At 48.0% G+C, this 26,099-nt stretch carries 20 protein-coding genes; 13 read left to right on the forward strand and 7 right to left on the reverse strand.

Features of this window, described 5'->3' with window-relative positions:
* Positions 1 to 125: 125 nt before the first annotated feature.
* From BGP75_RS11170 to BGP75_RS11180, 3 genes are all read right to left on the reverse strand, one after another.
* Positions 126 to 380: an FmdB family zinc ribbon protein gene (locus BGP75_RS11170; RefSeq protein ID WP_076718702.1), complete on the reverse strand. Its 255-nt coding sequence runs from the start codon at positions 378 to 380 to the stop codon at positions 126 to 128.
* A 197-nt stretch (positions 381 to 577) separates the two neighbouring features.
* The gene (locus BGP75_RS11175; RefSeq protein ID WP_076718703.1) at positions 578 to 1,060 is read right to left on the reverse strand and encodes an HIT domain-containing protein; all 483 of its coding nucleotides are present in this window, start codon (positions 1,058 to 1,060) and stop codon (positions 578 to 580) included.
* Positions 1,061 to 1,185: 125 nt separating this feature from the next.
* A complete protein-coding gene (locus BGP75_RS11180; RefSeq protein ID WP_083704753.1) occupies positions 1,186 to 2,259 on the reverse strand; it encodes an ADP-ribosylglycohydrolase family protein in 1,074 nt (357 codons plus the stop codon).
* 618 nt (positions 2,260 to 2,877) lie between these two features.
* Between BGP75_RS11180 and nosR the strand changes: the two genes are divergently transcribed.
* The 7 genes from nosR to BGP75_RS11215 all read left to right on the forward strand — a co-directional run bounded on the left by nosR (position 2,878) and on the right by BGP75_RS11215 (position 11,518).
* A complete protein-coding gene (gene nosR / locus BGP75_RS11185) occupies positions 2,878 to 5,061 on the forward strand; it encodes a transcriptional regulator NosR (protein ID WP_076718704.1) in 2,184 nt (727 codons plus the stop codon).
* A gap of 262 nt (positions 5,062 to 5,323) precedes the next feature.
* Positions 5,324 to 7,240 (forward strand): TAT-dependent nitrous-oxide reductase, encoded by a 1,917-nt coding sequence (gene nosZ / locus BGP75_RS11190; RefSeq protein ID WP_076718705.1) that lies wholly within the window; start codon positions 5,324 to 5,326, stop codon positions 7,238 to 7,240.
* A gap of 202 nt (positions 7,241 to 7,442) precedes the next feature.
* Positions 7,443 to 8,801, forward strand: coding sequence for a nitrous oxide reductase family maturation protein NosD (locus tag BGP75_RS11195; protein ID WP_083704754.1), 1,359 nt, complete (start codon positions 7,443 to 7,445; stop codon positions 8,799 to 8,801).
* Entirely contained in the window at positions 8,798 to 9,703 is a 906-nt protein-coding gene (locus tag BGP75_RS11200; protein ID WP_076718706.1) for an ABC transporter ATP-binding protein, read from the forward strand. Before BGP75_RS11195 ends, BGP75_RS11200 begins: the two co-directional genes overlap by 4 nt.
* Positions 9,700 to 10,527 carry an ABC transporter permease subunit gene (locus BGP75_RS11205; protein WP_076718707.1) on the forward strand — a complete coding sequence of 276 codons (828 nt, stop codon included), beginning with the start codon at positions 9,700 to 9,702 and terminating at the stop codon, positions 10,525 to 10,527. The genes BGP75_RS11200 and BGP75_RS11205 overlap by 4 nt, the downstream gene beginning before the upstream one ends.
* Positions 10,524 to 11,087, forward strand: a complete 564-nt coding sequence (locus tag BGP75_RS11210; RefSeq protein WP_233152910.1) for a nitrous oxide reductase accessory protein NosL — start codon at positions 10,524 to 10,526, stop codon at positions 11,085 to 11,087. The genes BGP75_RS11205 and BGP75_RS11210 overlap by 4 nt, the downstream gene beginning before the upstream one ends.
* 71 nt (positions 11,088 to 11,158) lie before the next feature.
* Positions 11,159 to 11,518, forward strand: a complete 360-nt coding sequence (locus BGP75_RS11215; RefSeq protein ID WP_076718708.1) for a copper-binding protein — start codon at positions 11,159 to 11,161, stop codon at positions 11,516 to 11,518.
* A gap of 75 nt (positions 11,519 to 11,593) precedes the next feature.
* Here BGP75_RS11215 and BGP75_RS27040 read toward each other — a convergent pair whose 3' ends face one another.
* Positions 11,594 to 11,761 carry a hypothetical protein gene (locus BGP75_RS27040; RefSeq protein ID WP_158070097.1) on the reverse strand — a complete coding sequence of 56 codons (168 nt, stop codon included), beginning with the start codon at positions 11,759 to 11,761 and terminating at the stop codon, positions 11,594 to 11,596.
* Between the two features lie 184 nt (positions 11,762 to 11,945).
* On the opposite strand from BGP75_RS27040, the gene BGP75_RS11220 reads away from it, so the two are divergent.
* The 6 genes from BGP75_RS11220 (at position 11,946) to BGP75_RS11245 (ending at position 20,564) form a co-directional block, all read left to right on the forward strand.
* Complete coding sequence (locus BGP75_RS11220) at positions 11,946 to 13,082, forward strand: GNAT family N-acetyltransferase (protein ID WP_076718709.1); 1,137 nt, start codon at positions 11,946 to 11,948, stop codon at positions 13,080 to 13,082.
* A gap of 226 nt (positions 13,083 to 13,308) precedes the next feature.
* Positions 13,309 to 14,904, forward strand: coding sequence for a peptide ABC transporter substrate-binding protein (locus tag BGP75_RS11225; RefSeq protein ID WP_143821040.1), 1,596 nt, complete (start codon positions 13,309 to 13,311; stop codon positions 14,902 to 14,904).
* 215 nt (positions 14,905 to 15,119) lie between these two features.
* Positions 15,120 to 16,046 (forward strand): oligopeptide ABC transporter permease OppB, encoded by a 927-nt coding sequence (gene oppB, locus BGP75_RS11230; protein WP_076718710.1) that lies wholly within the window; start codon positions 15,120 to 15,122, stop codon positions 16,044 to 16,046.
* Positions 16,047 to 16,060: 14 nt separating this feature from the next.
* Positions 16,061 to 16,969 carry an ABC transporter permease subunit gene (locus tag BGP75_RS11235; protein WP_233152911.1) on the forward strand — a complete coding sequence of 303 codons (909 nt, stop codon included), beginning with the start codon at positions 16,061 to 16,063 and terminating at the stop codon, positions 16,967 to 16,969.
* 13 nt (positions 16,970 to 16,982) lie between these two features.
* The gene (locus BGP75_RS11240) at positions 16,983 to 18,671 is read left to right on the forward strand and encodes an ABC transporter ATP-binding protein (protein WP_083704756.1); all 1,689 of its coding nucleotides are present in this window, start codon (positions 16,983 to 16,985) and stop codon (positions 18,669 to 18,671) included.
* 351 nt (positions 18,672 to 19,022) lie between these two features.
* On the forward strand, positions 19,023 to 20,564 hold the full coding sequence (locus tag BGP75_RS11245; protein WP_076718712.1) for a sodium:alanine symporter family protein: 1,542 nt from the start codon (positions 19,023 to 19,025) through the stop codon (positions 20,562 to 20,564).
* 123 nt (positions 20,565 to 20,687) lie between these two features.
* Here BGP75_RS11245 and BGP75_RS11250 read toward each other — a convergent pair whose 3' ends face one another.
* The 3 genes from BGP75_RS11250 to BGP75_RS11260 all read right to left on the reverse strand — a co-directional run bounded on the left by BGP75_RS11250 (position 20,688) and on the right by BGP75_RS11260 (position 26,079).
* Positions 20,688 to 21,695, reverse strand: a complete 1,008-nt coding sequence (locus tag BGP75_RS11250; RefSeq protein ID WP_158070098.1) for a diguanylate cyclase — start codon at positions 21,693 to 21,695, stop codon at positions 20,688 to 20,690.
* A gap of 347 nt (positions 21,696 to 22,042) precedes the next feature.
* Positions 22,043 to 23,113 (reverse strand): HD domain-containing phosphohydrolase, encoded by a 1,071-nt coding sequence (locus BGP75_RS11255; RefSeq protein ID WP_076718713.1) that lies wholly within the window; start codon positions 23,111 to 23,113, stop codon positions 22,043 to 22,045.
* Between the two features lie 230 nt (positions 23,114 to 23,343).
* The gene (locus BGP75_RS11260; RefSeq protein WP_083704758.1) at positions 23,344 to 26,079 is read right to left on the reverse strand and encodes a PAS domain-containing hybrid sensor histidine kinase/response regulator; all 2,736 of its coding nucleotides are present in this window, start codon (positions 26,077 to 26,079) and stop codon (positions 23,344 to 23,346) included.
* Positions 26,080 to 26,099 lie beyond the last annotated feature (20 nt).

A 26,099-nucleotide genomic window follows, 5' to 3' on the forward strand; every position in this document is an offset into this window, starting at 1 on the left:
GTCATCATTAGGCAGGCTGCATACATTAGTCCGCAGCGCCCTCTAATCCGTAGCGCTCTCTAACCCCAGAGTATTCGCCAATCGGTTATATACACCAACGATCAGACAATCTACGGGGTAGAAATTCATACGGATTTGGATGCCTTAGCGCTGTCACTGGAAGAGGATGCGTTGTCGCCTGCCAGGTTTTTCTTAGCGCCTGTTTTAAAATCGGTTTCATACCAGCCGGAGCCAGACAAACGAAAGCCCGCCGCCGAAACCATTTTATTCAACGCGGGCTTTTCACAAGCAGGACAATCCGTCAATTTGTCATCGCTGATCTTTTGCAGCACTTCCATCTGATGACCACAGTCATCACATTGATACTCATAGATGGGCATAACTTCTACCGGTTGCTAGTGAACATACAAAACCGGCGATTATACCCCTAGAGCATCACCTAAAACCACTATAGGCAATAATACTGCAAAAAAATATTTGGCTATTCAAACCATCCTTTGCCGTTCCCGCCAACCGGCTGCAACAGAGGTTGAGCCGTCATAATCTTACCCATAACATGATTCTACCGATACCTCGCCTACAGGGGCTCAAATTTAACGCGATCGACAAGTAATGAAACAACTCGTTGAGAAATCTCCGCAAGTTCATCGTCTGTATAAGCCCTGCTGGGAATTTTACCCCATACCGGGCTGGGCCAGGCGGCATCCTGCTTAAACCGAACCACATGATGAAGATGTAATTGATGGACGACATTCCCCAGAGCGGCTACGTTCATTTTATCTGCTGAAAATATATCGACCAGATTTAAAGACAAGGTGCTTGATTCTTTAATCAGCTCCAACTGATCGGCATCAGTCAGATGATAAATTTCCGACACATCGGCACGTCGCGGTACCAGAATAAACCATGGATAGTTGGCATCGTTCATCAACAGCAGATCACAAAGAGGAAAACTACCCAGCTTCAGGGTGTCCCGTTCTAACTGCGGATCCAGACTGTAGGAATGCAGCTCTGGATCAAGTTCGTGAGCTTGATCATAAACCAGTTCCAAATCATCCATACTTGTTACCTCAGTGTTAACTTCCCGGAATATAGATATGTAAAGCAAATCCACGTGTATTTAGGAATAAGCCCTACCAGTCAGTATATACCAGTGGAGCGCCTGATCAGCTATCAATACAACCATCAATAAGGAGGGAGTATCCGTCGGAAACCATGAAGCAGCACGACTAACGCAAATAGCAGATTACGGGCAACAAGTAGCGGCCAGGCGATCTTTGGTGGACTTTGCGGTTTCCCTTCATTTAATTGCCGGGACAGAGTAGCCGCTAACTTTTCGATCCACTGATTGCTTTGAGGCCAGTCGACAACACCGTTAAGCCAGCGCTCGGGAATCGCTCCTTTGCCCTCACGTGCACCGATAATACTACCGAGAATAGCAGCAGTAGTGTCCGTATCCCCCCCTGCTCCAATAATTTCCTGCAAAGCAGCCTGATAGTTATTGGGATATCGCAGCCAGACCTGTATTACACAGGGTACCGTATGCTCAACAAAACCCGTTATCCCCCGATGACAACCGAGCCTCAAAGCAAGATTTGAAACCCGCTCCTTTGATCGCGCTGAATCGACCGCATCTTCAATCAGTCCGATAAAATAGTATGAGTCCTTACCATCCAGAACATGTCGCAGCTGACTCAACAATAAATGCCCACTAACCTCTGACTCATTGGCACTGATATAGGCAGCAACCGCCACCGTCAACGCCCCCTGATAGGCCCGTTCATTACGATGAGTAATTCTGGTGGAACGACGGACATATTCACGCAGTTTGTTTCGATCTCGCCCAAAAACAACGCCTAAGAGTGCACTTCTGATAACTGCACCATTACCGGCGGAATCAACACCGCTATGTGATGTCGAAACCCCCAGGCAAAGCTTAATACATGCCTGAAATGTCGCTGCCCCACCTCCCACCGAGAAACAAAGCAGCCAACGCCGTAACCCCCGTGCTAATTGCTGCTCAAAATTCTTAGCATCACTACCAGAGCGGATGAGTGCCTCAGCCACAAGACAGGCATGTTCGGTATCATCCGAAATCATGCCACGACCGAAGAGCATCCGGTGCCGATCAGGCGCTCCAAAAAATCGTTGAGCCCGCGCTGGAGAAAGTCCTTCACGGGGCAAGCCTAAAGCATCTCCTACTGCGCCTCCCAATAAACAACCGACAATAGCACTACGCTCCAATCTGGAATCAGCCATCTACTCCTCCTAAGTTCCACTCAAAGCGTTCGGGCCATCCTGCATGATCCTCCCGTACGAAATTAATCTGAATTAGGACTATTTCATACCCAAAATAATTCCAATTTCCAAGAACACTCTTTAAGTGACTCTCTAGCTACCCTTTAATAACCTATCTATCGACCTGTAGCATTTGCCATCGGCTTACGTTTATAAGCCTTCCTGTATTGCTTTGATGTCTACTTGCCGTCTTCAGGATATTTCCTCCTAAGCAGTTCATGATCTATATGACAGCCTCCAGCTTATTTTGTCTTAACCAACCTTAACTTGCAGCTTAACCCTGGATATGGCGTTTACTGATTCGGTAGCGCTGACAGCCAATCACAGTTGATTTAGCACAAGTACAAATATAAGACATTAGGAATATTATATATTACACCTAGTCATTCAGATTGGTGAGTGATGTTGTTTCACACTACATATCAGGAGGTTAAATCACTCCAGAAGAGCAGATATTCAAGTACTGATTTAGTGAATTTGACCTAAATCAAAGGGTGGGCAAAAGCCAAGCGTATACTGGCCGTAAGGCTGCTTTAGCTTAGGCCCTGTTTTTTATATGCCAGTATTGAGTACCCACGAATGGCCGTTTTTTTCTCTCGAAAACTGTTCTCGACTATCACCCTGTTACCCTTATTAATAGTCGTACTTTTGTCAACGACGCTGGTCCCTTCAACAACTTGGGCCGTTGTTAATGTCAGCGCCACTAAAGAAGCACTCCCGATAATCAAAGCTGCTTTTCCTGACGCGACGATTGGCAAGAAAGTCCCCGTTGGAGATGACAGCCTCCCGGTCCGAACCATAACCAAAGGCGAAGAGATTATCGCCTACGCTTTCGAAACCAATGATATCGTCGATATCCCTGCCTACTCAGGCGCTCCTATCAATATGATTGTGATGATGAAGCCCAGCGGCGAGTTTGTTCATTCCGCAGTATTGGAGCATCACGAGCCCATCCTGCTGGTGGGTATACCCGAGCACAAACTGTTCGACTTTGTTGATCAGTACGATGCCATGAAGGTCACCGACAGGGTTCGAGTCGGAGCATCCAATTCGACCGAAGGCGTGATCAGCGTCGACGCCGTTTCCGGAGCCACCGTAACGGTAATGGTGGTTAATGAAACCATAATGCGAGCAGCCAAGAAAGTGGGCATCGCCCTTGCCCTTCCAGGCCTGACTGCCGATGTCATCGTGCCGCCATCCACCATTAAACAGGAAGTATTCAGCGAGGCCAGCTGGGAAACCCTGACCGGTGACGGCTCGATACGTAAACTGGTGCTTAACCGTGGCCAGATAGACAAGGCCTTTGTCGGCACCGACGCAGAAGAGGTTGACATGGCTTCCGCTGAAAAAAAGGAAGACCTGTTTATTGAGCTGTACTACGCTCCGCTGAATATCCCTACCATTGGTCGTAACCTGCTCGGTGAAGAACAGTATGCCTGGCTGCAAAGTGAGCTACAGGAGGGCGATCACGCAATCGCTGTATTCGGCAACGGTCGATACTCCTTCAAGGGCAATGGCTTTGTTCGCGGCGGAATATTCGATCGAACTCAGGTACAACAGAACGGCAAGGTTATCAGCTTTCATGACACCGACTATTACCGCTTCCAGGATTTCCTGATCGACGGGTATCCAGGTTTTAAAGAAACCGCCATCTTTATTATCCGTAATCAATACGAATTTGATCACGGAACTCCCTGGCAGCTTGAACTGTTGGTTCGTCGTCAGGTCGGCGCACTGGACAGCGTTTTCACCAGTTTTTATGGTGACTACCTGACCCTGGATAAGTATATCGATCGCCCGGTCATGCCGGTGATCGAAGAAGCAGAACCTGAGCCTTTGTGGGTTTCAATCTGGCGCGAAAAGACCTTCCAGATTACTGTGCTGACGATCAGCCTGGTGTTGCTGACAGTCATCATCTTTATGCAGGATTACCTGGTACGCTTTCCCCGCATGCTTAATAATCTGCGTCATGTGTTCCTGGCTTACACGGTCATATTTATTGGTTGGTACACCCTCGGTCAACTGTCTGTTGTCAACGTTTTCACCTTTACTCATGCACTGATGGGGGACTTCCACTGGGGGCTGTTTTTGCTTGATCCAATCATTTTCATTCTCTGGGGCTATGTAGCAATGTCCATGCTGCTCTGGGGACGGGGAATTTTCTGTGGCTGGCTGTGTCCGTTCGGTGCCCTGCAGGAATTGATCAATGTCGTCGCCCGTAAGCTGAAAATCAAACAGCTGGAACCTTCTTTCGCTGTTCATGAGCGCCTCTGGGCAGTCAAATACATCATTCTTCTGGCATTGTTTGCCGTGTCTCTGGAATCTATCAGCGAAGCGGAAAAATATGCCGAAGTCGAACCCTTTAAAACCACTATCATGCTGAAATTCCAGCGTGAATGGGGTTATGTGCTCTACGCCGGCATTCTGTTGTTCGTGTCGCTCTTCACTCGTAAAGTTTATTGCCGCTACCTGTGTCCGCTGGGCGCCGCACTGGCAATTCCGTCTAAACTGCGTCTGTTCGATTGGCTTAAGCGTCGCAAGGAATGTGGCCAGCCCTGCAAAATCTGCGCTAATGAATGCGAGATTCAGGCAATTCATCCAGACGGGACGATAAACGCCAATGAATGCCATCACTGCCTGGACTGCCAGATGAGTTATCACAACGACAACAAGTGTCCGCCGCTGGTACAGAAAAAACGTAAAAAAGCAAAGATGGCGAAGAACCAGATTCCGGCTGTCGAGATTGCAACACCTTCCGCATAAACAGAAAAATGAGTGCTTTTACACTGATAAGAGCGCAATTGATAGAAAAGGAGTATTCAGATGATTGATCCAAAAAAATAACCCTGTCTGCTGGTCCTTATCGGGACTCAGACAGGGAAGCGATATCAGCAGGATACGACTTACAGAACCTGCAGTTGTTTCAGTAGATGGCACCGACAGTACAGACCAATAGTCACAGGGTCGCCATAGATGCAGTAAGCAAAGATGCGTTATTCCCTTAAAAGAGATGGAGAAATAAATAATGATTGATCCAAAGGACAAAAACCTGCCTGCAATCGACGTCGAAGATGATCAGGCAAGCGATCATGTCAAACTTAGCCGTCGCCTGTTCCTGGGCGGATCTGCAGCACTGGTTGGCGCAGCAGGCACCGGTATCGGCGCTTCACTAATGTCAGCTCCTGCGATGGCTTCCGGCGATTCCAAGGCCAGCGTCGCACCTGGAGAGCTTGACGAATATTATGGTTTCTGGAGTGGCGGTCACTCCGGTGAGGTTCGAATCCTCGGTATCCCATCCATGCGTGAATTGATGCGCATCCCGGTATTCAACCTTGACTGTGCCACAGGCTGGGGTCTGACCAATGAATCCAAAGAAATACTGGGCGGCGGTGGTGGCGACAGCTCCATGCTGGTCGGTGATTGCCACCACCCGCATATGAGTATGACTGACGGTCACTACGACGGTAAGTACGTCTTTATCAACGATAAAGGCAATAGCCGTGTTGCACGTATTCGCTGCGACATTATGAAAACAGACAAGATCGTTACCGTTCCTAACGTACAGGCGATCCACGGTCTGCGGGTACAGAAAGTACCACACACCAAATACGTATACGCCAACGCCGAATTCCGTATCCCACACCCGAATGACGGCAGCCTGGCCAGCATGAACGATGTTGAAGCTTATTACACTATGTTCAACGGCATCAACGCTGAGACCATGGAAGTGGATTGGCAGGTTATCGTTGACGGTAACCTCGACAATACCGACTGTGATTACTCCGGTAAGTACGCCTTCTCTACCTGCTACAACTCTGAGAACGCTGTTGATCTGGCCGGTACCATGCGTAACGAGCGTGACCACCTGGTTATCTTTAACATCGAGCGTATAGAAGCTGCGGTTAAAGCGGGTGACTTTATCACCCTACCCGGTTCCAACGTACCCGTCTTGAATGGTCGCAAAGGTTCTCAGCTGACTCGCTACGTACCTGTACCTAAGAGCCCGCACGGTATTAACACGGCACCTGATGGTCGCTACGCAGTTGCCAACGGTAAGCTATCTCCTACCGTTACTGTATTTGACACCCACACGTTCAATGATCTGTTCGATGATAAAATCAAGCCTCGCGACACTGTTGTTGCCGAGCCGGAACTGGGTCTGGGACCCTTGCACACAGCCTTCGACGGCCGTGGCAACGCCTACACCACCGTATTTATCGACAGTCAGTTGGTTAAATGGGATATCGCTAAAGCGATTGAAGCCTACCAGGGCAAAAAAGTTAATTACATTCAGCAGAAGCTGGACGTTCAGTACCAGCCTGGTCACAACCACACTACCATGGGTGAAACCCGTGATGCCGATGGTAAATGGTTGATCTCTTTGTGCAAGTTCTCCAAAGACCGCTTCCTGCCATGTGGTCCGCTACATGCAGAAAACGATCAGCTGATCGACATCTCCGGTGACGAAATGAAGCTGGTTCACGATGGTCCGACTTACGCAGAGCCGCATGACTGCATGATCGTGCACCGCAGCAAGGTTAAGCCTTCCAAGCTGTGGAAGCGTGATGACCCATTCTTCGCCACCACGGTTGCGATGGCTAAGGCTGACGGCGTTACTCTTGAAAAAGACAACAAAGTTATCCGCGACGGCAATAAGGTTCGCGTCTATATGACCTCTGTTGCACCGAACTATGGCATGAACGAGTTCTCCGTCAAACTGGGTGATGAAGTCACAGTGATAGTCACCAACCTCGATAGGATCGAGGACGTAACCCACGGTTTCTGTATGGTCAACCATGGCGTGCAGATGGAAATCAGCCCACAGGCGACTGCCTCTGTTACCTTCACGGCCAACAAGCCAGGAGTTCAGTGGTACTACTGTAACTGGTTCTGTCACGCCCTGCACATGGAAATGCGCGGACGCATGCTGGTAGAAGCATAAGTCAAACTCCCCGGCGAGCTGCTTCAGGCATACTCCTGAAGCTCTCAAGTTCCTGCCTGCTGGCAGGAACTTTCGGGGCTATTTCGGCTCTGTGGTAAGGGGCCCTCCTTCAAAGTTCTGGTCTCTTGATCAAAGCTAAGAACGTCCCTCTTTTTCAGTGATACCATACTGCTAAATATCAATTTTTGATGGATATCCGGCTATGAAACGGCAAGTATTATTTGTCGGTCTTATGCTGGGTTGGGCAGGCATTAACTTAACAGCAATGGCTGCTCAACTCATTGTGACTCCGGACCAGCACCTGCAAGAGGTGCTGAACGAAGCTGCGGAAGGCGATCAGATTCTGGTCACTCCCGGTCTTTACAAAGGTAATTTTATTATCGACAAGCCACTGACGCTTAGCGGTCAGCCAGGCACTATCATCGATGGCCAGGGATTGGGCAATGCCATCACCCTGAAGGCCGAAGGTATTACAGTCAGTGATCTCAGAATTCAGAACTGGGGTGATAACCTCACTGACCTGAACGCTGGTGTTTTCGTTGCAAAAAAAGCCACCGGCGCAATCATCAGTAATAACAGTTTTTACGGTATTACGTCTGGAATCTGGGTCGACTCAACCCAGGATATTCAAGTATTGGACAATAAAATTGAGGGCGATCTCACTATCCGCTCTCAGGACCGTGGTAATGGCATTCATCTGTTTAACGTCGGTGGTGCACGGGTCAAAAATAACGAAGTCTGGCACACCCGTGACGGTATCTATATCGATACCAGCAACGGCAACGAACTGAATGGAAATTTCCTCCACGATTTGCGCTACGGCGTGCACTACATGTATTCCTACACCAACCAGGTGATTAACAACCACACACTCAACACCCGCACCGGTTATGCATTAATGCAGTCAAAATTTCTTACCGTGGTGAACAATCGCTCCGAGAACGATCAGAATTACGGCATTCTGATGAACTTCATCACCAACTCCACCATTGATAACAATCATATTATTGGTGTACAGACCGGACGAAACCCTCACTTGGTTGAAAACTCAAATAAGATTTCCGGCGCAGAAGGCAAAGCCCTGTTTATGTATAACTCGGTGTTTAACAACATCATCAATAACCAGTTCAATGAAAGTGATCTGGGCATCCACCTGACGGCGGGGTCAGAAGACAACGTGATCTCTGGCAATACCTTTATCAGTAACAAAGAACAGGTTAAATATGTTTCCAATCGAAAACAGGATTGGTCAGCAAACGGTCGCGGTAATTACTGGAGTGACTACCTGGGATGGGACATGAATGACGACGGTGTCGGAGATACCCAGTACGAGCCCAATGACGGTGTTGATAAGCTGCTATGGAAATACCCGGCGGTCAAAGTTCTGCTTAACAGCCCGGCAGTCGAAACCCTGCGATGGGTGCAACGCCAGTTCCCGGTATTCAAGTCACCGGGGGTATATGACTCCGCCCCTTTAATGAACTCCCCTTTTGCAAACCCGGAAGCCTCCACCGCAGCCTCTGCGAACAGCAACCGGCCGGAGGCACTGACACAGCGATGAATATTGTAGAACTTGATAACGTCGAAAAACGCTACGAAGGCGTTCATGCCCTTAAAAATCTGAATCTGGCACTGCAGCAAGGCGAAATTCTTGGTCTTTTCGGCCACAACGGCGCAGGCAAAACCACAACGATCAAATTGATTCTCGGCCTGATTGAAGCAAGTAAGGGCAAAGTACGCGTCTTCGGTGAAGACCCAACCCGGTCAGAGGCCCGCAATCAGCGTCGCAAGCTGGGTTTTTTGCAGGAAAACGTCAGCTTTTACGATCAACTGACCGGACTGGAAGTACTGAATTACTTTGCCCGCTTGAAAGGCGTCTCTAAAAAACAGAGCCTGGCATTACTCGATCAGGTCGGTTTACGCCACGCCGAAAAACGCCGGGTCAAAACTTACTCCAAAGGTATGCGTCAACGCCTGGGTCTGGCCCAGGCGTTACTTGGTGAACCGAAACTGCTGCTACTTGATGAGCCAACTGTCGGTCTTGACCCCATCGCCACCCAGGATTTCTACCAGCGGTTGGAACAGCTTAAGGAAAGGGGCTGCACAATTATTCTCTGCTCCCATGTTTTACCGGGAGTCGAAAAATATATCGACCGCGCCTTGATCATGGGTCAGGGAAACTTGCTGGCTCAGGGGAACCTGAACGACCTTCGCCGCGAAGCAAACCTCCCGGTAACAATGAAGCTCGAAGGCAATATTCAACTACCGGAAAAGCTACAGAGTGCTCAGGTCACAACCAGCGAAGGGCTTCAGCTACAAGTCCCTATCCAGGAAAAGATGCAGGTACTACAAAGTGTTATGGCTATATCAGGGTTGGAAAACCTTGATCTTCACCTGCCAACACTTGAAGACCTTTACACTCACTTTACCGGAACCATGCAAATAGAGGCAGAACGCTCATGAACGCCATTTTTACTGTTGCCGGGAAAGAGTTTAGAGACGGTTTACGTAATCGCTGGATCGGCGCCATCACAATTATTTTTGCCATTCTGGCTATCGGCCTTGCCTATTTCGGTGCGGCGGCAGCGGGTCGGGTTGGCTTTACTTCTCTTTCTACAACAATTGTCAGCCTCGCCAGCCTGGCTGTTTTTATCATTCCGCTGATCGCATTGATGTTGGCTTATGACGGCGTGGTCGGAGAGGACGAAAACGGCACCCTGTTGCTACTGATGACCTACCCTCTTTCCCGCTGGCAGCTATTGCTGGGGAAAATGGTCGGTCATGGCGCCATCATGGCCTTCTCTACTGTAGTCGGATTTGGGTCTTCAGCACTCATTATGGGTATTTTTTCCGCCTCTACCGATTGGGGAGAACTGAGTGCAGCGTTCGGCATATTTATCGTCTCGGCAGTACTGCTCGGCTGGGTGTTTATTGCCTTCGCCTACATCATCAGTTCGACGGCAGCAGAAAAATCCAAAGCGGCAGGTATGGCCCTGATCGTTTGGTTTTTGTTTGTGCTGGTTTTCGATCTGGGGCTGCTGGGGCTGCTGGTCGGTACTCAGGGCGATGTAGATACTCAAGTATTCCCCTATCTGCTGCTGTTAAATCCAACAGATATTTTTCGATTGGTGAATATCAGCTATTTTGCCAGCGAACAGATCACCGGTCTCATGGCTATTGCCAAGCATGTTCAATTCTCCACCAGCACTTTGTTACTCAGCCTGCTGGCCTGGTTAGTTGCTCCCATGGCTATATCAATGATGATTTTTAACCGGAGGAGCCTATGAGCCTGTTTATCAACACAGCACAAACAATCAACGCTGCCCGGACAGCCCCAAAAATGATTCGCACTGCCGGCCTCATTATCTGTGTGTTACTCAGCCTGATAGTGACAGGCTGTAATGAAGATACTCCCGAAACCCTGGCGGCTCAGCAAGCGATTGCAATCGAAACCGGAGAAGAATGTCATCTGTGTGGAATGATAATCACCAACTTTCCCGGTCCAAAAGGACAACTCTACGAGCGCGGACAGGAGCAAAACAAACGCTTCTGCTCGACCCGGGATATGTTCGCCTACCTGCTGGACCCGGAGCACCAACACAATATCCAGCAAGCGTTTGTTCACAACATGGCTGTCAGCCCCTGGGACCACCCGGATGAAGAAACCTATATTGATGCCCGTCAGGCCTGGTATGTCGTAGGTAGCAGCTTAAAGGGAGCCATGGGTCCCACATTAGCCAGTTTTGCCGATCAACCATCGGCACAAAAATTTGCAGAGCTTAATGGTGGCAAGCTATATCAGTTCAGCGATTTGAATCTGGAGTTAATTTCTTCCATGGGATTTTAGGTAGCCACTGTAAGGCTCGGTAACAGGTTTATTCTATTAAAAGTTTTGATCAATCAGAAAGGATATAAACAGTGAAAAAATCATTGAAGACTATTGGTCTGACACTAATGATTACAGGATTTATCGGTAGCGGAAATATTTATGCGGATGGCCATAAAACGGGGCATTCCGGGCACAAAATGGCATCGGGAGAGATGGACGCCATGCCGGTCCCGGCAACAGGTGTTATTAAGGAAGTTGTTAGTTCGGCCAACAAAATCAAAGTTCAGCATGAACCGATTGAAGCTTGGAAAATGGGTGCAATGCAAATGACATTTGAACTGGCACCGGGTCTTGATATCAATTCACTGGAAGCAGGCCAGAAAATTCACTTTATGGTGAAAAGCCCAAGCACCGGCAAGTATGTAATCACCGAAATCATGAGAAACTAGAACGGTAATGAATCTGGATGATACTCGCTGTAAAGCGGTATCATCCGGGTATTTCTACAACAAACTGCGAAGGGGTTACTGACCGCCGCAACTACCGCAGCAACCTGTAGATTTTTTCTTTGCTTCTTCCTTGGCCTGATCACTGCTTTTACTTTTCAGCTCAACAAACTGGTCTTCCTGCTGTGCGTTCTGAGTGTTTGCCGCTTCAGTTTTGTTTTTTCCTTTCTTCAAAAAATCTAGCATCTCTATCTCCAGCTAACAGTTACAAATAACCCCGGACCGTGAACTTTTTTCTAAAACAGTGTAAAACTGCAGTTTAAAGTCCGACTAAACAACTCGGGCAAATCTAACTGATTATTCTCGGGATCGGCATGACTTATGACAATTCCGGCCTAAAAGTATTGATTGCAATCCAATGGCGCCCTCTATGTCACACAGCAAGATTCACACTACGATTGATTCCATTGGCAATCAGCGCTGGGAGCAGCTATGCGGAACAAAGGACTGCTTCCTCAACTATGATTACCTTGCAGCGCTGGAATCCAGTGGCTGTGTTGGAAATAACACCAATTGGCACCCTCACCACTTAGTGCTCTCAGAACAAAACGAGCCCGTTGCAGCTATGCCCATGTATCTGAAAAACGATTCTTACGGTGAGTTCGTTTTTGATTGGGGTTGGGCTCAGGCAGCTCAAAGTGCAGGAATTCCCTATTACCCGAAGCTGGTTTCATCTATTCCCTATACTCCGGTAACAGGTCCGCGAATGACCTCAGGCGATCCACACCTTTGCCGCCAATTACTGGAGGGAGTTGTGGCAACCGCAGAGACTACCGAGGCCTCATCCTGGCACTTGCTGTTTCCGAACAAAGAAACGGTTGACTCACTAATGTCTATCGCCGGAAACTTTCGATTGCTCACCCGAAACGACTGCCACTTTGTCTGGTTCAATCGTGATTACGCCAGCTTCGATGATTTTTTAGCCGGTATGAATTCTCGGAAAAGGAAAAGCATCCGGCGAGAACGGCGAAAAGTCGCTGAACAAGGCGTGATATTAAATCGTTATGCAGGGTCAGCGTTAAGCCCGCAGTTAATGATGCTGTTCTATGAGTTTTATCAAATTCCCTATCAACGTCGTGGCCGCAGCCCCTATCTGAATCTAGAGTTTTTTCAGCAACTGTTTGAAAGGATGCAGGACAGGCTAATGCTGGTCGTGGCGACTCGTGAACATCAACCCGTAGGAGCAGCCCTCTTTGTCTGTGGCGATAACAGCTTGTCCGGTCGCTGGTGGGGAGGATTACCAAGTATCGATTGCCTTCATTTCGAGGCCTGTTATTACCAGGGGATTGAATACGCCATCGAAAAGGGCTTTTCTCGCTTTGATCCGGGTATTCAGGGTGAGCATAAACTGCTGAGAGGCTTTGAACCTGAGATAACTCATTCCCTTCACTGGATCAAAGATCCAAGACTATCAGACGCTGTTGAAAAATGGTTAGCCGAAGAACGTAAACATGTGGGCCTTTATCAGCAACAAGCAAGGCAGCATTTACCCTATAAACAACCCTGAGACCACTTCATTAAAGATATTACCAGGTCGCTACTGTCCCGCTTCCCAGCAGGCAATCGAAACAAGGAAAATAATCATATTAAAATCAATCAATTATAACACTTCGTCGATAAGACCCTGATGCTCATTGAAAATGAGTATAGGGGGTATGTTGCATTTCGATTGCGCAAATAATGATCGTAAATTTAGACTGCGTTTGAAATTATCAACAGACGGAATCTGAATCATGACAAAAAAAATAAAACACCCAACATGGAGAAAGGCGCTGACAGCTGTTTCAGCCGCCTGCCTGATGGGTATAGCCGCCCATAGCACCGCAGATACATTGCACCGCGGTATTGGCGGAGAACCGGGTACATTAGACCCTAACCTGGTCTCAGGTAACTGGGAGGACATGGTCGTTGGCGATCTGTTTATGGGTCTGGTGACGGAAGGTGCCGACGGTATCAATATCCCCGGCGCTGCTGAAAGCTGGTCCCTCAGCGAAGATGGCAAGGTCTATACCTTTAAACTACGCAAACAAGCCAAGTGGTCTGACGGCAAGCCGGTAACTGCCGCAGATTTCGTCTTTGGTATACAGAGAATTCTGGACCCCAAAACTGCAGCTAAATACGCTTATATCCTTTACCCCATCGCCAACGCCGAAGCCTTGAATAAGGGCACTATGAGCGGTATGGATAATCTCGGTGTTAAAGCGCTGGATGATTACACCCTGGAAATGACGCTAAAAGCTCCAACACCGTACTTTATCGAACAGCTAAACCACTACACCAGCTTCCCACTGCCTAAGCATGTGGTTGAAAAGTACGGCAGCGACTGGGTAAAACCAGGAAAGATGGTATCCAACGGTGCTTATAAGCTAACCGAATGGTTACCTCAAACTCATATTAAAGCTGATAAAAATGAGTACTTCTTTGATGCCAGGAACGTATCTATAGATACAGTTCAATATTATCCAACAGAGGACCGTCCTGCAGCGCTGAAGCGCTTTCGTGCCGGAGAACTGGACGTAAACTATGAGTTCCCGATCGACCAGTACAAGTGGTTGAAGGAGAACATGAAGGATCAGGCGATTGTCGCCCCTCAACTGGGTACCTATTATTATCCAATAAACACCCGAGATGAAAAGTTTAAGGACGTTCGCATTCGTAAGGCATTGTCCATGGCTATTAATCGGGAAGTCATTACCGACAAGGTATTGAAGACCGGAGAAGTACCAGCCTACAGCTTTGTACCTCCAGGTGTCGGACGCTATCAGATCCAGGAAGCTGATTTTAAAGCCCTGTCTCAGAAAGATCGCCTTAAAGAAGCTCGCAAACTGATGGAAGCAGCCGGCTTCAGTAAGTCAAATCCTCTGACCCTTCAGCTGCGTTACAATACTCACGATGCGCACAAGAAGATTGCTGTAGCTGTAGCTGCCATGTGGAAACAGATCCATGTAAAGGCAGAGCTGTTTAACTCCGAAGTCGCTGTTCATTACGCAGACCTTAAAGAAGGTAACTTTGAAATTGCCCGCGCAGGTTGGTTGGGAGACTATCCGGATGCGCAGAACTTTCTGAGTCTGCTGGAAGCGACCCCTAACAACTACGGTGGCTACCGTAACGATGAATTTCAAAAACTGATGGATCAGGCCGCAGTCACTCTGGATGGCGACGCACGTCTGAAGCTCATGCAAAAAGCCGAGCGTATTGCCATGGATGAGTACGCCACTATTCCGATCTACTACTACGTGTCAACCAATCTGGTCGCGAACCATGTGAAGGGCTGGCAGCCAAACGTCATTGATGTTCATCGCACTCGCTGGATGTCATTAGAACGCTAATCTGCAATTAATTAACAGACTAACCATACCACCACTATGGTGAACCGGTGGAGCAACTCTGGCTCCACCGGTAATGGTTGATTCTTGCATATCTACGCCTGGTCAAACCAGGCTATCTGTTGAAACAGGGATTCCAGCCATGAATTCTGGTCTTGGGTGGATTTTAGGATCTTGATCCGTGGCGACAAGTAGTTTCGACCGATGAGGACAGCACCATGTTTCCGTACATTATTAAGCGTCTACTGCAATCAATTCCGACCCTGTTGATTGTTATCACGCTATCATTTTTTTTAATGCGTTTGGCTCCCGGCGGCCCCTTCGATGGAGAACGTAAATTACCGCCTGAAATCGAGGCGAATCTATTGGCTGCCTATAATATGGACCAGCCCTTGTTTATGCAGTTTGTAGACTATCTGGGGGGTATTGCCCAGGGTGATTTCGGACCCTCTTTCAAATATAAAGACTTCAGTGTATCTGACCTGATCTGGTCAGGTTTTCCCGTTAGCCTTGAACTGGGTATGTGGGCAATGTTGCTGGCCGTGATATTGGGAGTACTGATTGGCTGCTATGCTGCCCTCCATCAAAATACTCGTTGGGATTATCTGATGATGGGTGGAGCCATGGCGGGTATCGCAATCCCCAATTTTGTCATGGCCCCGATATTAACGTTGGTTTTTGGCGTGTATTTAAGCTGGCTTCCGGTCGGGGGCTGGAATGATGGCGCCCTATCAAACAAAGTCCTGCCGATTCTGGCCTTAGCCTTACCCCAAATTGCCTATATTGCCCGAATGACACGCGGCAGCATGATTGAAGTATTAGGGTCCCATTTTATTCGTACCGCTAAAGCCAAGGGACTTACTGCAACCAAAGTCATACAAAAACACGCTCTCAAAGCCGCCTTGCTCCCCGTCGTATCCTACCTGGGCCCTGCAACGGCAGGAATAATTACCGGCTCTGTTGTTATCGAACAGATCTTTGGCATTCCCGGCATTGGTCGCTATTTTGTTCAAGCTGCGCTGAATCGCGACTATACCCTGGTCATGGGGACCGTTGTTTTCTATGGTGGCCTGATCATCCTTTTCAATCTGGTGGTGGACATAATCTACGGCCTGCTTGATCCACAAATTCGTTACGAGAACTGAGGAGGAATATGACGATGACTAATTCAGCTTCAGACGCAGTAACCAGCTCCAACCCGGCATCGCTCCCTGTGGTAAAAGGTGAGAGCCTGATGCAGGATGCCTGGAGACGATTGCTTCAGAATCGTGCCACAATGATCAGTCTGATGATTCTGGCAATTATTGTGCTGTTATCCTATCTGGGCCCCCTGTTAATCAGCGCAGATGTAGACGAAATATACTGGGATTACATGGGGGTTGGTCCAACTCTCGAAGAGAGTCTCTGGTTTGGTACTGACTATAACGGTCGTGACCTGTTTGTGAGAACGCTTTACGGTGGGCAGATTTCTCTCAGTGTTGCACTGGTGGCAACTGCCGTCAGTCTGATTATTGGTGTCGCTTATGGCGCTATTTCCGGTTATGTCGGCGGTCGAACAGACAACCTGATGATGCGTTTGGTCGATATTCTCTATTCCCTCCCCTTTATGTTCCTTGTCATTCTTATGATGGTCGTATTTGGACGCAGCATCTTTCTGATCTATATCGCAATTGGCGCGGTGGAGTGGCTGGATATGGCCCGAATTGTTCGCGGTCAGACCTTGGCACTGAAACGACGAGAGTTTGTCGATGCTGCTCATGCCCTTGGAGTCTCTGACAAAATGATCGTAATTCGGCATATCATCCCCAACGCGATTGGTCCGGTGATTGTGTATGTCACTCTGACGGTACCCAAGGTCATATTACTGGAAAGTTTTTTATCCTTTCTGGGCCTGGGTGTACAGGAGCCGATGACCAGTTGGGGAGTACTGATCAGTGAAGGTACCGGAAATATGGAAAGCGCTCCCTGGATGCTGATATTTCCAGCTGCATTCCTGGCGGTAACACTGTTCTGTCTTAACTTTATCGGCGACGGTCTGCGTGACGCGCTGGACCCAAAAACCCGCTAACAAGGAAGCCACTATGTCAACGCAACCCTTTGTTATTGAGCAATCTTCGGCGGTTAAACAGAATCATCAGAGTCAACAGCCTATTCTGGAAGTCGATAACCTGCACGTGGATTTCAACCTTCATACGGGAACAGTAAGCGCCGTCAAAGGCGTCTCCTTCAATCTCCATAAAGGTGAAACCCTGGCGCTTGTAGGAGAATCCGGTTCAGGAAAATCTGTAACCTCGATGTCCATATTGCAGTTATTGCCGAATCTGGTCAGTCACCCCAAAGGACAAATCCGCTACGACGGATTAGATCTGCTCCGAGCAGAAGAAAAGCAACTCTGTCGCGTCCGCGGGGATAGGATTGCAATGGTTTTTCAGGAACCAATGACTTCACTTAATCCACTGCAAACGATCGAGATGCAGGTTGCTGAAGTGCTTATAGAGCACAAGGCAATGACTAAACAGCAAGCCCAACCTCGTGTTCTGGAACTGTTTGAACTGGTGGGAATCCCCAATCCAAAGGCGCGATTGAAGGCCTACCCTCATGAGCTGTCAGGAGGACAGCGTCAACGGGTAATGATAGCAATGGCGCTGGCCTGTGAGCCGGATATCCTCATAGCAGATGAACCAACAACAGCCCTGGACGTTACAATTCAAGCCCAGATAATGGAACTGCTGAAGGATCTGCAGGATCGTTTTGGCATGGCTATTTTATTTATCACCCACGATCTCGGAGTAGTGCATCATTTTGCCGATAGAGTGTGCGTGATGCGCTACGGTGAAATTGTTGAACAGGGAATTACCACCCAGGTATTCAATGACCCTAAGCATCCCTATACTCGCGAACTGCTTGATTCTGAACCTAAAGGAAAAAAATCTGCCGTTTCGCCCTCCTCGCCGATCCTGTTGGAAGCAAAAGACATTAGGGTGGAGTTCCCTATCCGTACTGGTTTCTTCAGCCGTATTACCGACAGTGTCAAGGCCGTTAACAATATCAGCCTGAAATTACGGGAAGGTCAGACGCTTGGCATTGTCGGGGAGTCTGGATCGGGTAAATCGACTCTCGGAAAGGCGCTGCTTAGACTGATAAGCAGCGAAGGAAAAATTCAGTTTGAAGATGAAGCTATTGACGTCAAGGACATGCTGGAGATGCGTCCTTTACGCCGTCGCATGCAGGTCGTTTTTCAGGATCCCTTTGGCTCACTGTCACCGAGAATGACGGTAGCGGAGGTCATTGCGGAAGGTCTTAAGGTTCACGAGCCCTTATTCAATGCCCGGCAACGGGATCAAGCGGTCTGTCAGTCATTGGAGGAAGTGGACTTGGATCCAGCGCTTAGAAACCGTTATCCCCACGAGTTTTCAGGCGGGCAAAGGCAGCGAATTGCTATTGCCAGAGCCATGGTTTTAAAACCCAAATTTCTTTTACTGGATGAACCAACATCAGCCCTTGACCGGTCAGTGCAGGTAAAAGTGGTTGAACTGCTGAGAGACCTTCAGAAAAAACATGCCCTGACCTACCTGTTTATCAGCCATGACCTGGCGGTAGTAAAGGCCTTGTCCGATGAAGTGATTGTGATGCAAAACGGCAATGTCGTTGAACAGGGATCTGCTGAGCAGATTTTCCAGAACCCCAAGGAAATCTATACTCAACAACTGTTGGCAGCCGCTTTTGATCTTGAATTGGTCGAAGAGCAGCCCCAGCTGGCCTGCGTCTAAATAACCCAGGACAACTAAAATAATCTTGTAAAACAAGGCTTAAAAATCTGGCATCATCGGTGAAAAGCGGCCCCTAGTCACCGGTGATGCTAATTGATGCTACTCGTATCCCTTATTGGAACTAATCATATCGCCGACTGATCCTAAGGATAGTGCTACCTGGCGCTCCTCTTGATGCGGGTTGTTCCAAACCAGTTATTCTGCCTGGATAGATCTTATCCTCCAGGCGTATTTATTAAACTTTCCACCCATTTCCGTAAATTATTTTTCAACAGCCTCTATATAATTTCTGCAATTTTTTCCATAGAGCACCTGATGTTCGGGTGGTTTTTATTTCAGGGAGTCTTGTAGATGCAACACTTTGTCGACTTTATGAACGGCATAATTTGGAGCCCGGCACTGATCTATCTTTGCCTCGGCGCTGGCCTTTTTTATTCCATTCTTACTCGCTTCGTTCAGGTAAGGCAGTTCAATGAAATGTGCCGTCTGCTGTTTTCCGGCAAAAGCTCCGACAAGGGTATCTCTTCCTTTCAGGCATTAGCAGTATCTTTATCTGGTCGCGTGGGTACGGGCAATATTGCTGGTGTTGCCGCGGCTATAGGCTTTGGTGGTCCCGGCGCGGTTTTCTGGATGTGGGTTGTCGCTTTTCTTGGCGCGGCCACAGCGTATACAGAATCAACCCTTGCCCAGATTTACAAAGAGGAAGATGAAGGGCAATACCGTGGCGGTCCTGCATATTACATTGAAAAAGCAATGGGACAGAAGTGGTATGCCTGGATCTTCGCAATCTCGACGATCGTTGCATGCGGCCTGCTGCTTCCAGGCGTTCAGTCCAACAGCATCGGTAACGCGGTTGAAGCAGCTTTTGGCTCCGGGCAGACAATTGATACAGCCATGGGATCACTGAGCTTCGCTAAAGTAATAACAGGAACCGTTGTCGTTCTGGTGCTGGGCTTTATTATTTTCGGTGGTGTCAAACGCATCGCCAAGTTCACAGAAATCGTAGTCCCTTTTATGGCTTTGGCTTATATCATTATCGCCTGCGTTATCATCCTGCTGAACATTGATATGCTGCCTGATATTTTTTCAATGATCATCAGCGACGCTTTCACCCCCATGGCTGGATTTGGTGCAGCTATCGGCTGGGGTGTGAAGCGAGGCGTCTATTCCAACGAAGCTGGTCAGGGTAGCGGACCTCACGCAGCAGCTGCGGCCGCGGTTCAGCACCCTGCCCAGCAGGGATTAGTGCAAGCGTTTTCTATTTATATCGATACACTGTTTGTTTGCTCAGCCACTGCATTTATGATTCTGATCACCGGTGCTTATAATGTCCACGGAGGTGAAGGAACCTTTATTGTTCAAAATCTGTCTACCAGCATCGCCGCCAACGGCCCTGTCTTCACCCAGATGGCAATCGAAAACAGCCTGCCTGGTGTTGGCAAGCCCTTTGTTGCAATCGCGCTGTTCTTCTTCTCCTTTACCACTATTCTGGCCTATTACTATATCGCAGAAACCAATGTCGCTTACATCAGACGCACTTTGAAGATCCCCGGACTTATTTTCGCACTGAAAGTGACTATCATGATTTCCACCTTCTACGGCGCAGTTAAAACAGCTAACTTAGCCTGGGGTATGGGCGATGTCGGTGTAGGTTTGATGGCCTGGTTAAATATCATCGGAATCCTGATCATTTTCTTTATGGCTAAACCAGCACTGAAAGCGCTGAAAGATTACGAAGCCCAACAGAAAGCTGGTGTCACCGAATACACCTTTGATCCTGAAAAACTAGGGATTGAAAACGCCGATTACTGGAGTAATAAGAAGCCAAAAACCAAGGCATCTGCACCAGAAGCTCCAACAGATGTTAAGGACGGAGAGACCCGTACTGCTTAAGCTTAATTAACGCGGGTACTTGCTACCAGCGTTGCAAGGCTATCGACAGTGCCCACTGGCATTCAGCCACAAAGCGCTGACGGTAGCCTTCAGTATCAGATTATGCTTCGCTATTTTCACAAACTAACGCTTTGAGTGTTTGTTCCGATACATGTTTTTGTCGGCAATACCAATCAATTGATCAATATCCATGGCATCGTCAGGGTATATGGCATACCCCACCGAAAAACTCAGATGGACAGGCAAGCCGTCAAACTCGAAATCACAGCAGTTTTGCTTAAGTTTATTAACAACTGACGTTATCGCCTTTTTATCCGCGGTTTCAGGAAGTGTTAACAGAAACTCATCACCACCAATCCTGGCAATAGCAGAAGACGCCCTTAAAACACGGCGCAGCTTGTTGGAAAACTCAACCAGCACCTTGTCACCAAAGTTATGGCCAAAGGTATCATTCAGCGGCTTAAAACCATCAAGATCCAAATAGACAAAAGGTACTTTCTCTCCCTTCCGATTGGCTAACGACAGTTGAGTCGCGGCAATTTCTTTAAAGCCACGTCGATTACTTAGCTTGGTTAACGAATCCTGGTGAGACATCGACATATAGTGCAGTCGGTCAACAGTAATCGACACAACATCACAAATTACGTCGAAATAGGCGATCTCATCTGCCGACATGGGCCGAACGCCCATTTGTTCAAAAGATCCAGTCCCCAGCCTGCCTAGCTTTTTGCCGTCCAGGCTAAGCAACCTTCCAATCATGGTTACCACACCAACCGCTTTGACTTTTTCTTTGTCTGTTCGAGGATCAATACGTGCATCTGCACAATACACCGGCTTTTCACTGGAAAAGATTTCAGTCAGCCAGGCATCACCGGCAATTTCCACGATAGAGTGTTGCTGCTCTACAATATTCTTAGCCGATCCACTCACGCTGATAAGCTCAAAGATAGATCTGTCATCCCCCCGGTAAAGGTAGGCCCAGACGTCATCAAAACCGAGCGTTAAACGAATTTCTTCACGGACGATATCCAGCATTTCAGGGAGACTGCCTGCACTGTGTAATTGCTTGATCAGGCGACCACAGGAACTCATTAACTCTGAAGGTTGTTCAACTATTGCTAGTTCAGTCACAGACGGTCCTCTCACGCACATCATGAACCAGCTACGGCAGATTTCTTTTCAAGCAACTCGTATTAGCGACGCGCAATGTAATACAAGGCGATTGATCCAGTCCCGTAACATGAAAATGATAAAGGCATATTAAGTACTTATATATACCACTGGGTTTTTAGAGTCAAAGCAGCTCATTAAGATTCGGGGATATGTGGACAGGTCAAACATTGAATCGGCAATCAACATCGTCGCTACGAATATGATCAACTACCGGGAAAAAGCCGAACTTCCTGCCACGGTTAATGTGAGACGGGGTTATTGAAGTTCAAGATCAGGCCGGGAAAGACGCGACTCCCTGATTGATGTCATTCCTCATCGTCAGGGAACTGTGATCGAATGTCCAACACCTGCTGTTTATTATCCAAAAAAACCCGAGCAAGGTTAGGATCAAAATGACTGCCTAATTCATCTTCTATCAGTTTAAAAGCCTTCTCGGTAGTCCATGCTTTCTTATAGGATCGTTCAGAGGTCAAGGCATCAAAAACATCACAGATGGCTGATATGCGCCCGGTAAGAGGAATATCTTCCCCTTTAAGTCCATTTGGGTAGCCACTGCCATCCCATTTTTCATGATGATTCAGAGCGATTTCATGGGCCATTTGCATTAACGCCGAATCGCTGCCAGACAAAATCTGAGCACCTATCTGGGCATGAGTCTTCATGATCTCCCATTCCTCTGCATCCAGCTTTCCGGGTTTTAACAATATCCGATCAGGAATACCTATTTTTCCCAGGTCATGCATAGGGCTGGCACTCAGGATCTGATCACAGAAATCACTGTCCATGCCAATCTGCGCTGCCAGCAACTCACAGAATTTACTCATACGGATAACATGCATACCGGTTTCGTTGTCTCGGTATTCCCCCGCCAGGCCCAATTGGCGAATAACCTGTAAACGTGTCGCCTGAAGCTCTTGTGTACGCTCATCCACCTTGCGTTCAAGCTCAAGGTTTTGCAGCTTCAACATCCGATGATAAAGGTTACCCTCCAGTAGATTGAGCACTCTTCGAACAACTTCCGCCTGATTAAACGGCTTATTGACAAAATCTTTGGCTCCGCCAGACAGCGCATTAAGACGAGTTGCTTCATCGGTCTGGGCTGTCAGAACAATAATCGGGAGGTGATCTTCAACTATCCATGGCTGTAACAGTTTCAATACCGCAAAACCATCCATCTGTGGCATGCGAATATCCAGCATGATCAGGTTAAAATCATGTTGCTGCTGCAAGGGAAGAACTTGCTGCGGATCAGTGGTGCTGACAACGTTATCAAACCCCTCTTCTTCCAGCATGGCGGTGAGAAGCAATACGTTGGCCGGGTTGTCATCAACAACCAGTATCCGACTTTCAGCGTGTATATTCGTAGACTCTGACATAAATTTGATACTTTTTGATTTACGCTAATCAACAGCCCGATATGACCGACAAGAACTGTATCATCGACTTTTATTATCCCTTTGCTTATCGGGACAGGCGATTCCCGTGACCAAAGCATACCTGTATATATTAGTACAACCTATTGAAAAGTGGAGCATGCTTAAATCAATTTCCCCCTTCAACCTTCCACCCCAGCGATCCTGGTGCTCAGACTCTGTTACAACGATCACTACAGAGCTACTCTGAGATGTTTGGAGATTTCCTGGAGCAGAGCCTCAATATCAATAGGCTTGGTAATATAGGCATCGAATCCAGCCTCCATTCCCTTTTTGATATCGGCATCACTGGCATTGGCGGTCAGGGCCATAACGGGGATATTGCGGGTAACAGGATTGGCTCGCAACTGTTTTAACGCCTCGTAACCATCCATTCCAGGCAGATTGATATCCATCAGAATAAGATCCGGCTGGTCCAGTGAGGCAATCGCCAGACCATCTTCTGCATTCAGTGCAGAAATCAAACGGACTCCTTCAACCAGCTCCAAGGACTCTTCAATCAGTTTAAGGTTTGCAGGATTATCTTCTACATAGAGAATCAGACCCGGGTTGATAAGGGCTTCAGCAAACTGCTCAAGTTCCAAAGGAATAGAAGGCACTGTAACTACTTTGTGTATCGCTTTTAATTCCACATACACCTGAGTTCCGGTGCCTTCAGTGCTCTGTATCTGAATCTTGCCACCCATACGTTCAACCAATTGCTTGGTGATCGTCAATCCAATACCTGTTCCCTCAATCTCTGATATTTCTGCTCCCAGACGATTAAACGGTACAAAGAGTTGTTTAACCTGTTCAGGGGTTAATCCGGCTCCCGAGTCAGAGACACAAATACTGACCCGGTCGGCGGTAGCGGCACTGAGAGAGAGAGTAACAGAGCCTCCCGGGCGGTTATATTTAACCGCATTCGAGAGCAGATTCAGCAAAACCTGTTTGAATCTCGTATAGTCGGCATGAACCAGAGGGAGTGTTGCATCCGGCTGCTGGTAGGTAATGGTAATGTCGTTGTGGTCTGCCAGGTGACTGACCGAACTAATACACTCCTGCACCACTTCTTCTGCTGATAACTCCTCCATCGAAAGGGTTAGCGTTCCTGACTCAATCTTGGCTAAATCCAGAACCTCATTGATCAGTGCCAGCAGATGTTTACCGCTGTGGCTTATTTGATTCACGTACTGCCGCTGCTTATCCGATATAGGGTCTCTTTTGCTGGCGCACATAAGTTGAGCAAAACCAAGAATCGCATTCAAAGGCGTTCTTAATTCGTGGCTCATACTGGACAAAAACTGCGACTTAGCCTCACTGGCTTTTTCCGCCTGTCGCTTAGCTTCGGCCAACTCTCTTTGTCCCCGGAATATCCGCGTAACATCCCGACCAGCACCTCGGTAACCCAGGAATTCGTTTTGTTCGTTATAAAAGGGCTTTCCGTTTATTTCGACCGATGCCTCGGCGCCATCAGGTCTGGTCAATGTATAAGTGAATCGAATGAGTTGCCGGTTCTGTTGCTGTTGACGGTGTTCACTCCAGCCTTTCACATCACGAGCAAGATCCTCCGGGGATAGAAAATCTCCTCGCCGATGACCAATAACACGACTGGAAGGTACACCCGCAAGGTCCAGAAATTTGTCACCGACATAGACATATCTTCCATCGACATCTGTTTCCCAGAACCAATCGGATGAAGCCTCGACAATATCCCGGTATCGCGCCTCACTCTGTTTTAACTCCAGGGTGCGTTCGTCTATCCTCTTTTCCAGATCCTCATAGGCTTTTTCCAGCTCTTTTTGAGTATCATGTAAATGAGTAATATTTCGTCCTTCAAGAATCAGAAATTCAATTTGATCCTCTCGAAACCGAACTGGTTTCAGGGAAATATCCACGTACATCTTGGCACCACTGGCAACGGTTTGCGAGACTTCGAAGCGCACAAAGTTGCCCCGGTTAGCATCTGCAATGGCTTGTTCAAACTGCTGTACTGTCCTGGCGCTGTCACACCAGGGGCCTTCCCGGAATGGCTTCCCCAATACCGCGTTCGGCTCTGCTTGAAAGACCTCCATCATTGCAGAATTCACTTCCAACAGTCGACCTCGGGTATCGAGAATACAGATAAACTGATAGGTTTGATTAAACACCGCCTGAAACAGAATTTCGCTTTCTTCTCTGGCCAGCTGCGCCTGACGCAATAGCTGTATTGAGGAACCGAGCCGGTTAATCAGCTGGTTTGCGCTTTCTCCCAGCAGGGATATTTCATCGTAGTAGCGACCGGAATCCAAGAAGATTGGGTCTTTTGAGGGGGCTTCCGGGTCTACACCGGCAAGGTCTTCAGCAATTTTTTTGACTTTTGAGGTCACCGTTTTATGACTGACATAAAGCAATACAATCCCGACCAGGATACAGTTGGTCATAACCGCCAGCAAAATGAGGCCTGCTCTGGAAATAAAGCTGTTATAGGTTGATTCGGTATTGCTCCAAATCACCAGTTCACCTACATTCACATCACCTTTTTCCCGATGTTGAAGAAGTTTAAATGCAATCTTCTGGGAATAGCCAAATAGCCAGCGAGAAGCAGCAGAGTAGGACGAAATTGGCACTTCTTCTCCAAAAACAGCCAACTCGCCTCCAAAATCATCAGTCAAACGAGCCTTACTGAGAACATTATTTCGAACCAGGCCTTTGACTATAGAGCGAGCTTTAATCTCATCCAGAGTAAAAACCGCATCTATCGCAGCCAACTCGGTAGTCGCGATAACATGGTCAATGCTCGCCTGATAGGCTTTAAGACTTCTACGGTAGTCAGCATAAAGGACGATTAAACTGAATAAAAAGCCATAGGCCAACGACAACCCAGCAGTTCGCGTCGCCTGACGGTAAGAGAGAGAATGCCGGTACTTTAATGTTGACTTTATGGTCATTGATTAGCTGTTCTTGTTGA

Source organism: Motiliproteus sp. MSK22-1 (assembly GCF_001968815.1).
Classification (GTDB): domain Bacteria; phylum Pseudomonadota; class Gammaproteobacteria; order Pseudomonadales; family Balneatricaceae; genus Motiliproteus.

Excerpts from the sequence above, each read along its gene's own strand:
- BGP75_RS11255 (WP_076718713.1), bottom strand. The coding sequence starts at position 23,113 with ATGTCAGAGTCTACGAATATACACGCTGAAAGTCGGATACTGGTTGTT.
- BGP75_RS11225 (WP_143821040.1), top strand. The coding sequence starts at position 13,309 with ATGACAAAAAAAATAAAACACCCAACATGGAGAAAGGCGCTGACAGCT.
- BGP75_RS11260 (WP_083704758.1), bottom strand. The coding sequence starts at position 26,079 with ATGACCATAAAGTCAACATTAAAGTACCGGCATTCTCTCTCTTACCGT.
- BGP75_RS11170 (WP_076718702.1), bottom strand. The coding sequence starts at position 380 with ATGCCCATCTATGAGTATCAATGTGATGACTGTGGTCATCAGATGGAA.
- BGP75_RS11175 (WP_076718703.1), bottom strand. The coding sequence starts at position 1,060 with ATGGATGATTTGGAACTGGTTTATGATCAAGCTCACGAACTTGATCCA.
- BGP75_RS11195 (WP_083704754.1), top strand. The coding sequence starts at position 7,443 with ATGAAACGGCAAGTATTATTTGTCGGTCTTATGCTGGGTTGGGCAGGC.
- BGP75_RS11180 (WP_083704753.1), bottom strand. The coding sequence starts at position 2,259 with ATGGCTGATTCCAGATTGGAGCGTAGTGCTATTGTCGGTTGTTTATTG.
- nosR (WP_076718704.1), top strand. The coding sequence starts at position 2,878 with ATGGCCGTTTTTTTCTCTCGAAAACTGTTCTCGACTATCACCCTGTTA.
- oppB (WP_076718710.1), top strand. The coding sequence starts at position 15,120 with ATGTTTCCGTACATTATTAAGCGTCTACTGCAATCAATTCCGACCCTG.
- BGP75_RS11200 (WP_076718706.1), top strand. The coding sequence starts at position 8,798 with ATGAATATTGTAGAACTTGATAACGTCGAAAAACGCTACGAAGGCGTT.
- nosZ (WP_076718705.1), top strand. The coding sequence starts at position 5,324 with ATGATTGATCCAAAGGACAAAAACCTGCCTGCAATCGACGTCGAAGAT.
- BGP75_RS11245 (WP_076718712.1), top strand. The coding sequence starts at position 19,023 with ATGCAACACTTTGTCGACTTTATGAACGGCATAATTTGGAGCCCGGCA.
- BGP75_RS27040 (WP_158070097.1), bottom strand. The coding sequence starts at position 11,761 with ATGCTAGATTTTTTGAAGAAAGGAAAAAACAAAACTGAAGCGGCAAAC.
- BGP75_RS11210 (WP_233152910.1), top strand. The coding sequence starts at position 10,524 with ATGAGCCTGTTTATCAACACAGCACAAACAATCAACGCTGCCCGGACA.
- BGP75_RS11220 (WP_076718709.1), top strand. The coding sequence starts at position 11,946 with ATGTCACACAGCAAGATTCACACTACGATTGATTCCATTGGCAATCAG.
- BGP75_RS11235 (WP_233152911.1), top strand. The coding sequence starts at position 16,061 with ATGACTAATTCAGCTTCAGACGCAGTAACCAGCTCCAACCCGGCATCG.
- BGP75_RS11205 (WP_076718707.1), top strand. The coding sequence starts at position 9,700 with ATGAACGCCATTTTTACTGTTGCCGGGAAAGAGTTTAGAGACGGTTTA.
- BGP75_RS11240 (WP_083704756.1), top strand. The coding sequence starts at position 16,983 with ATGTCAACGCAACCCTTTGTTATTGAGCAATCTTCGGCGGTTAAACAG.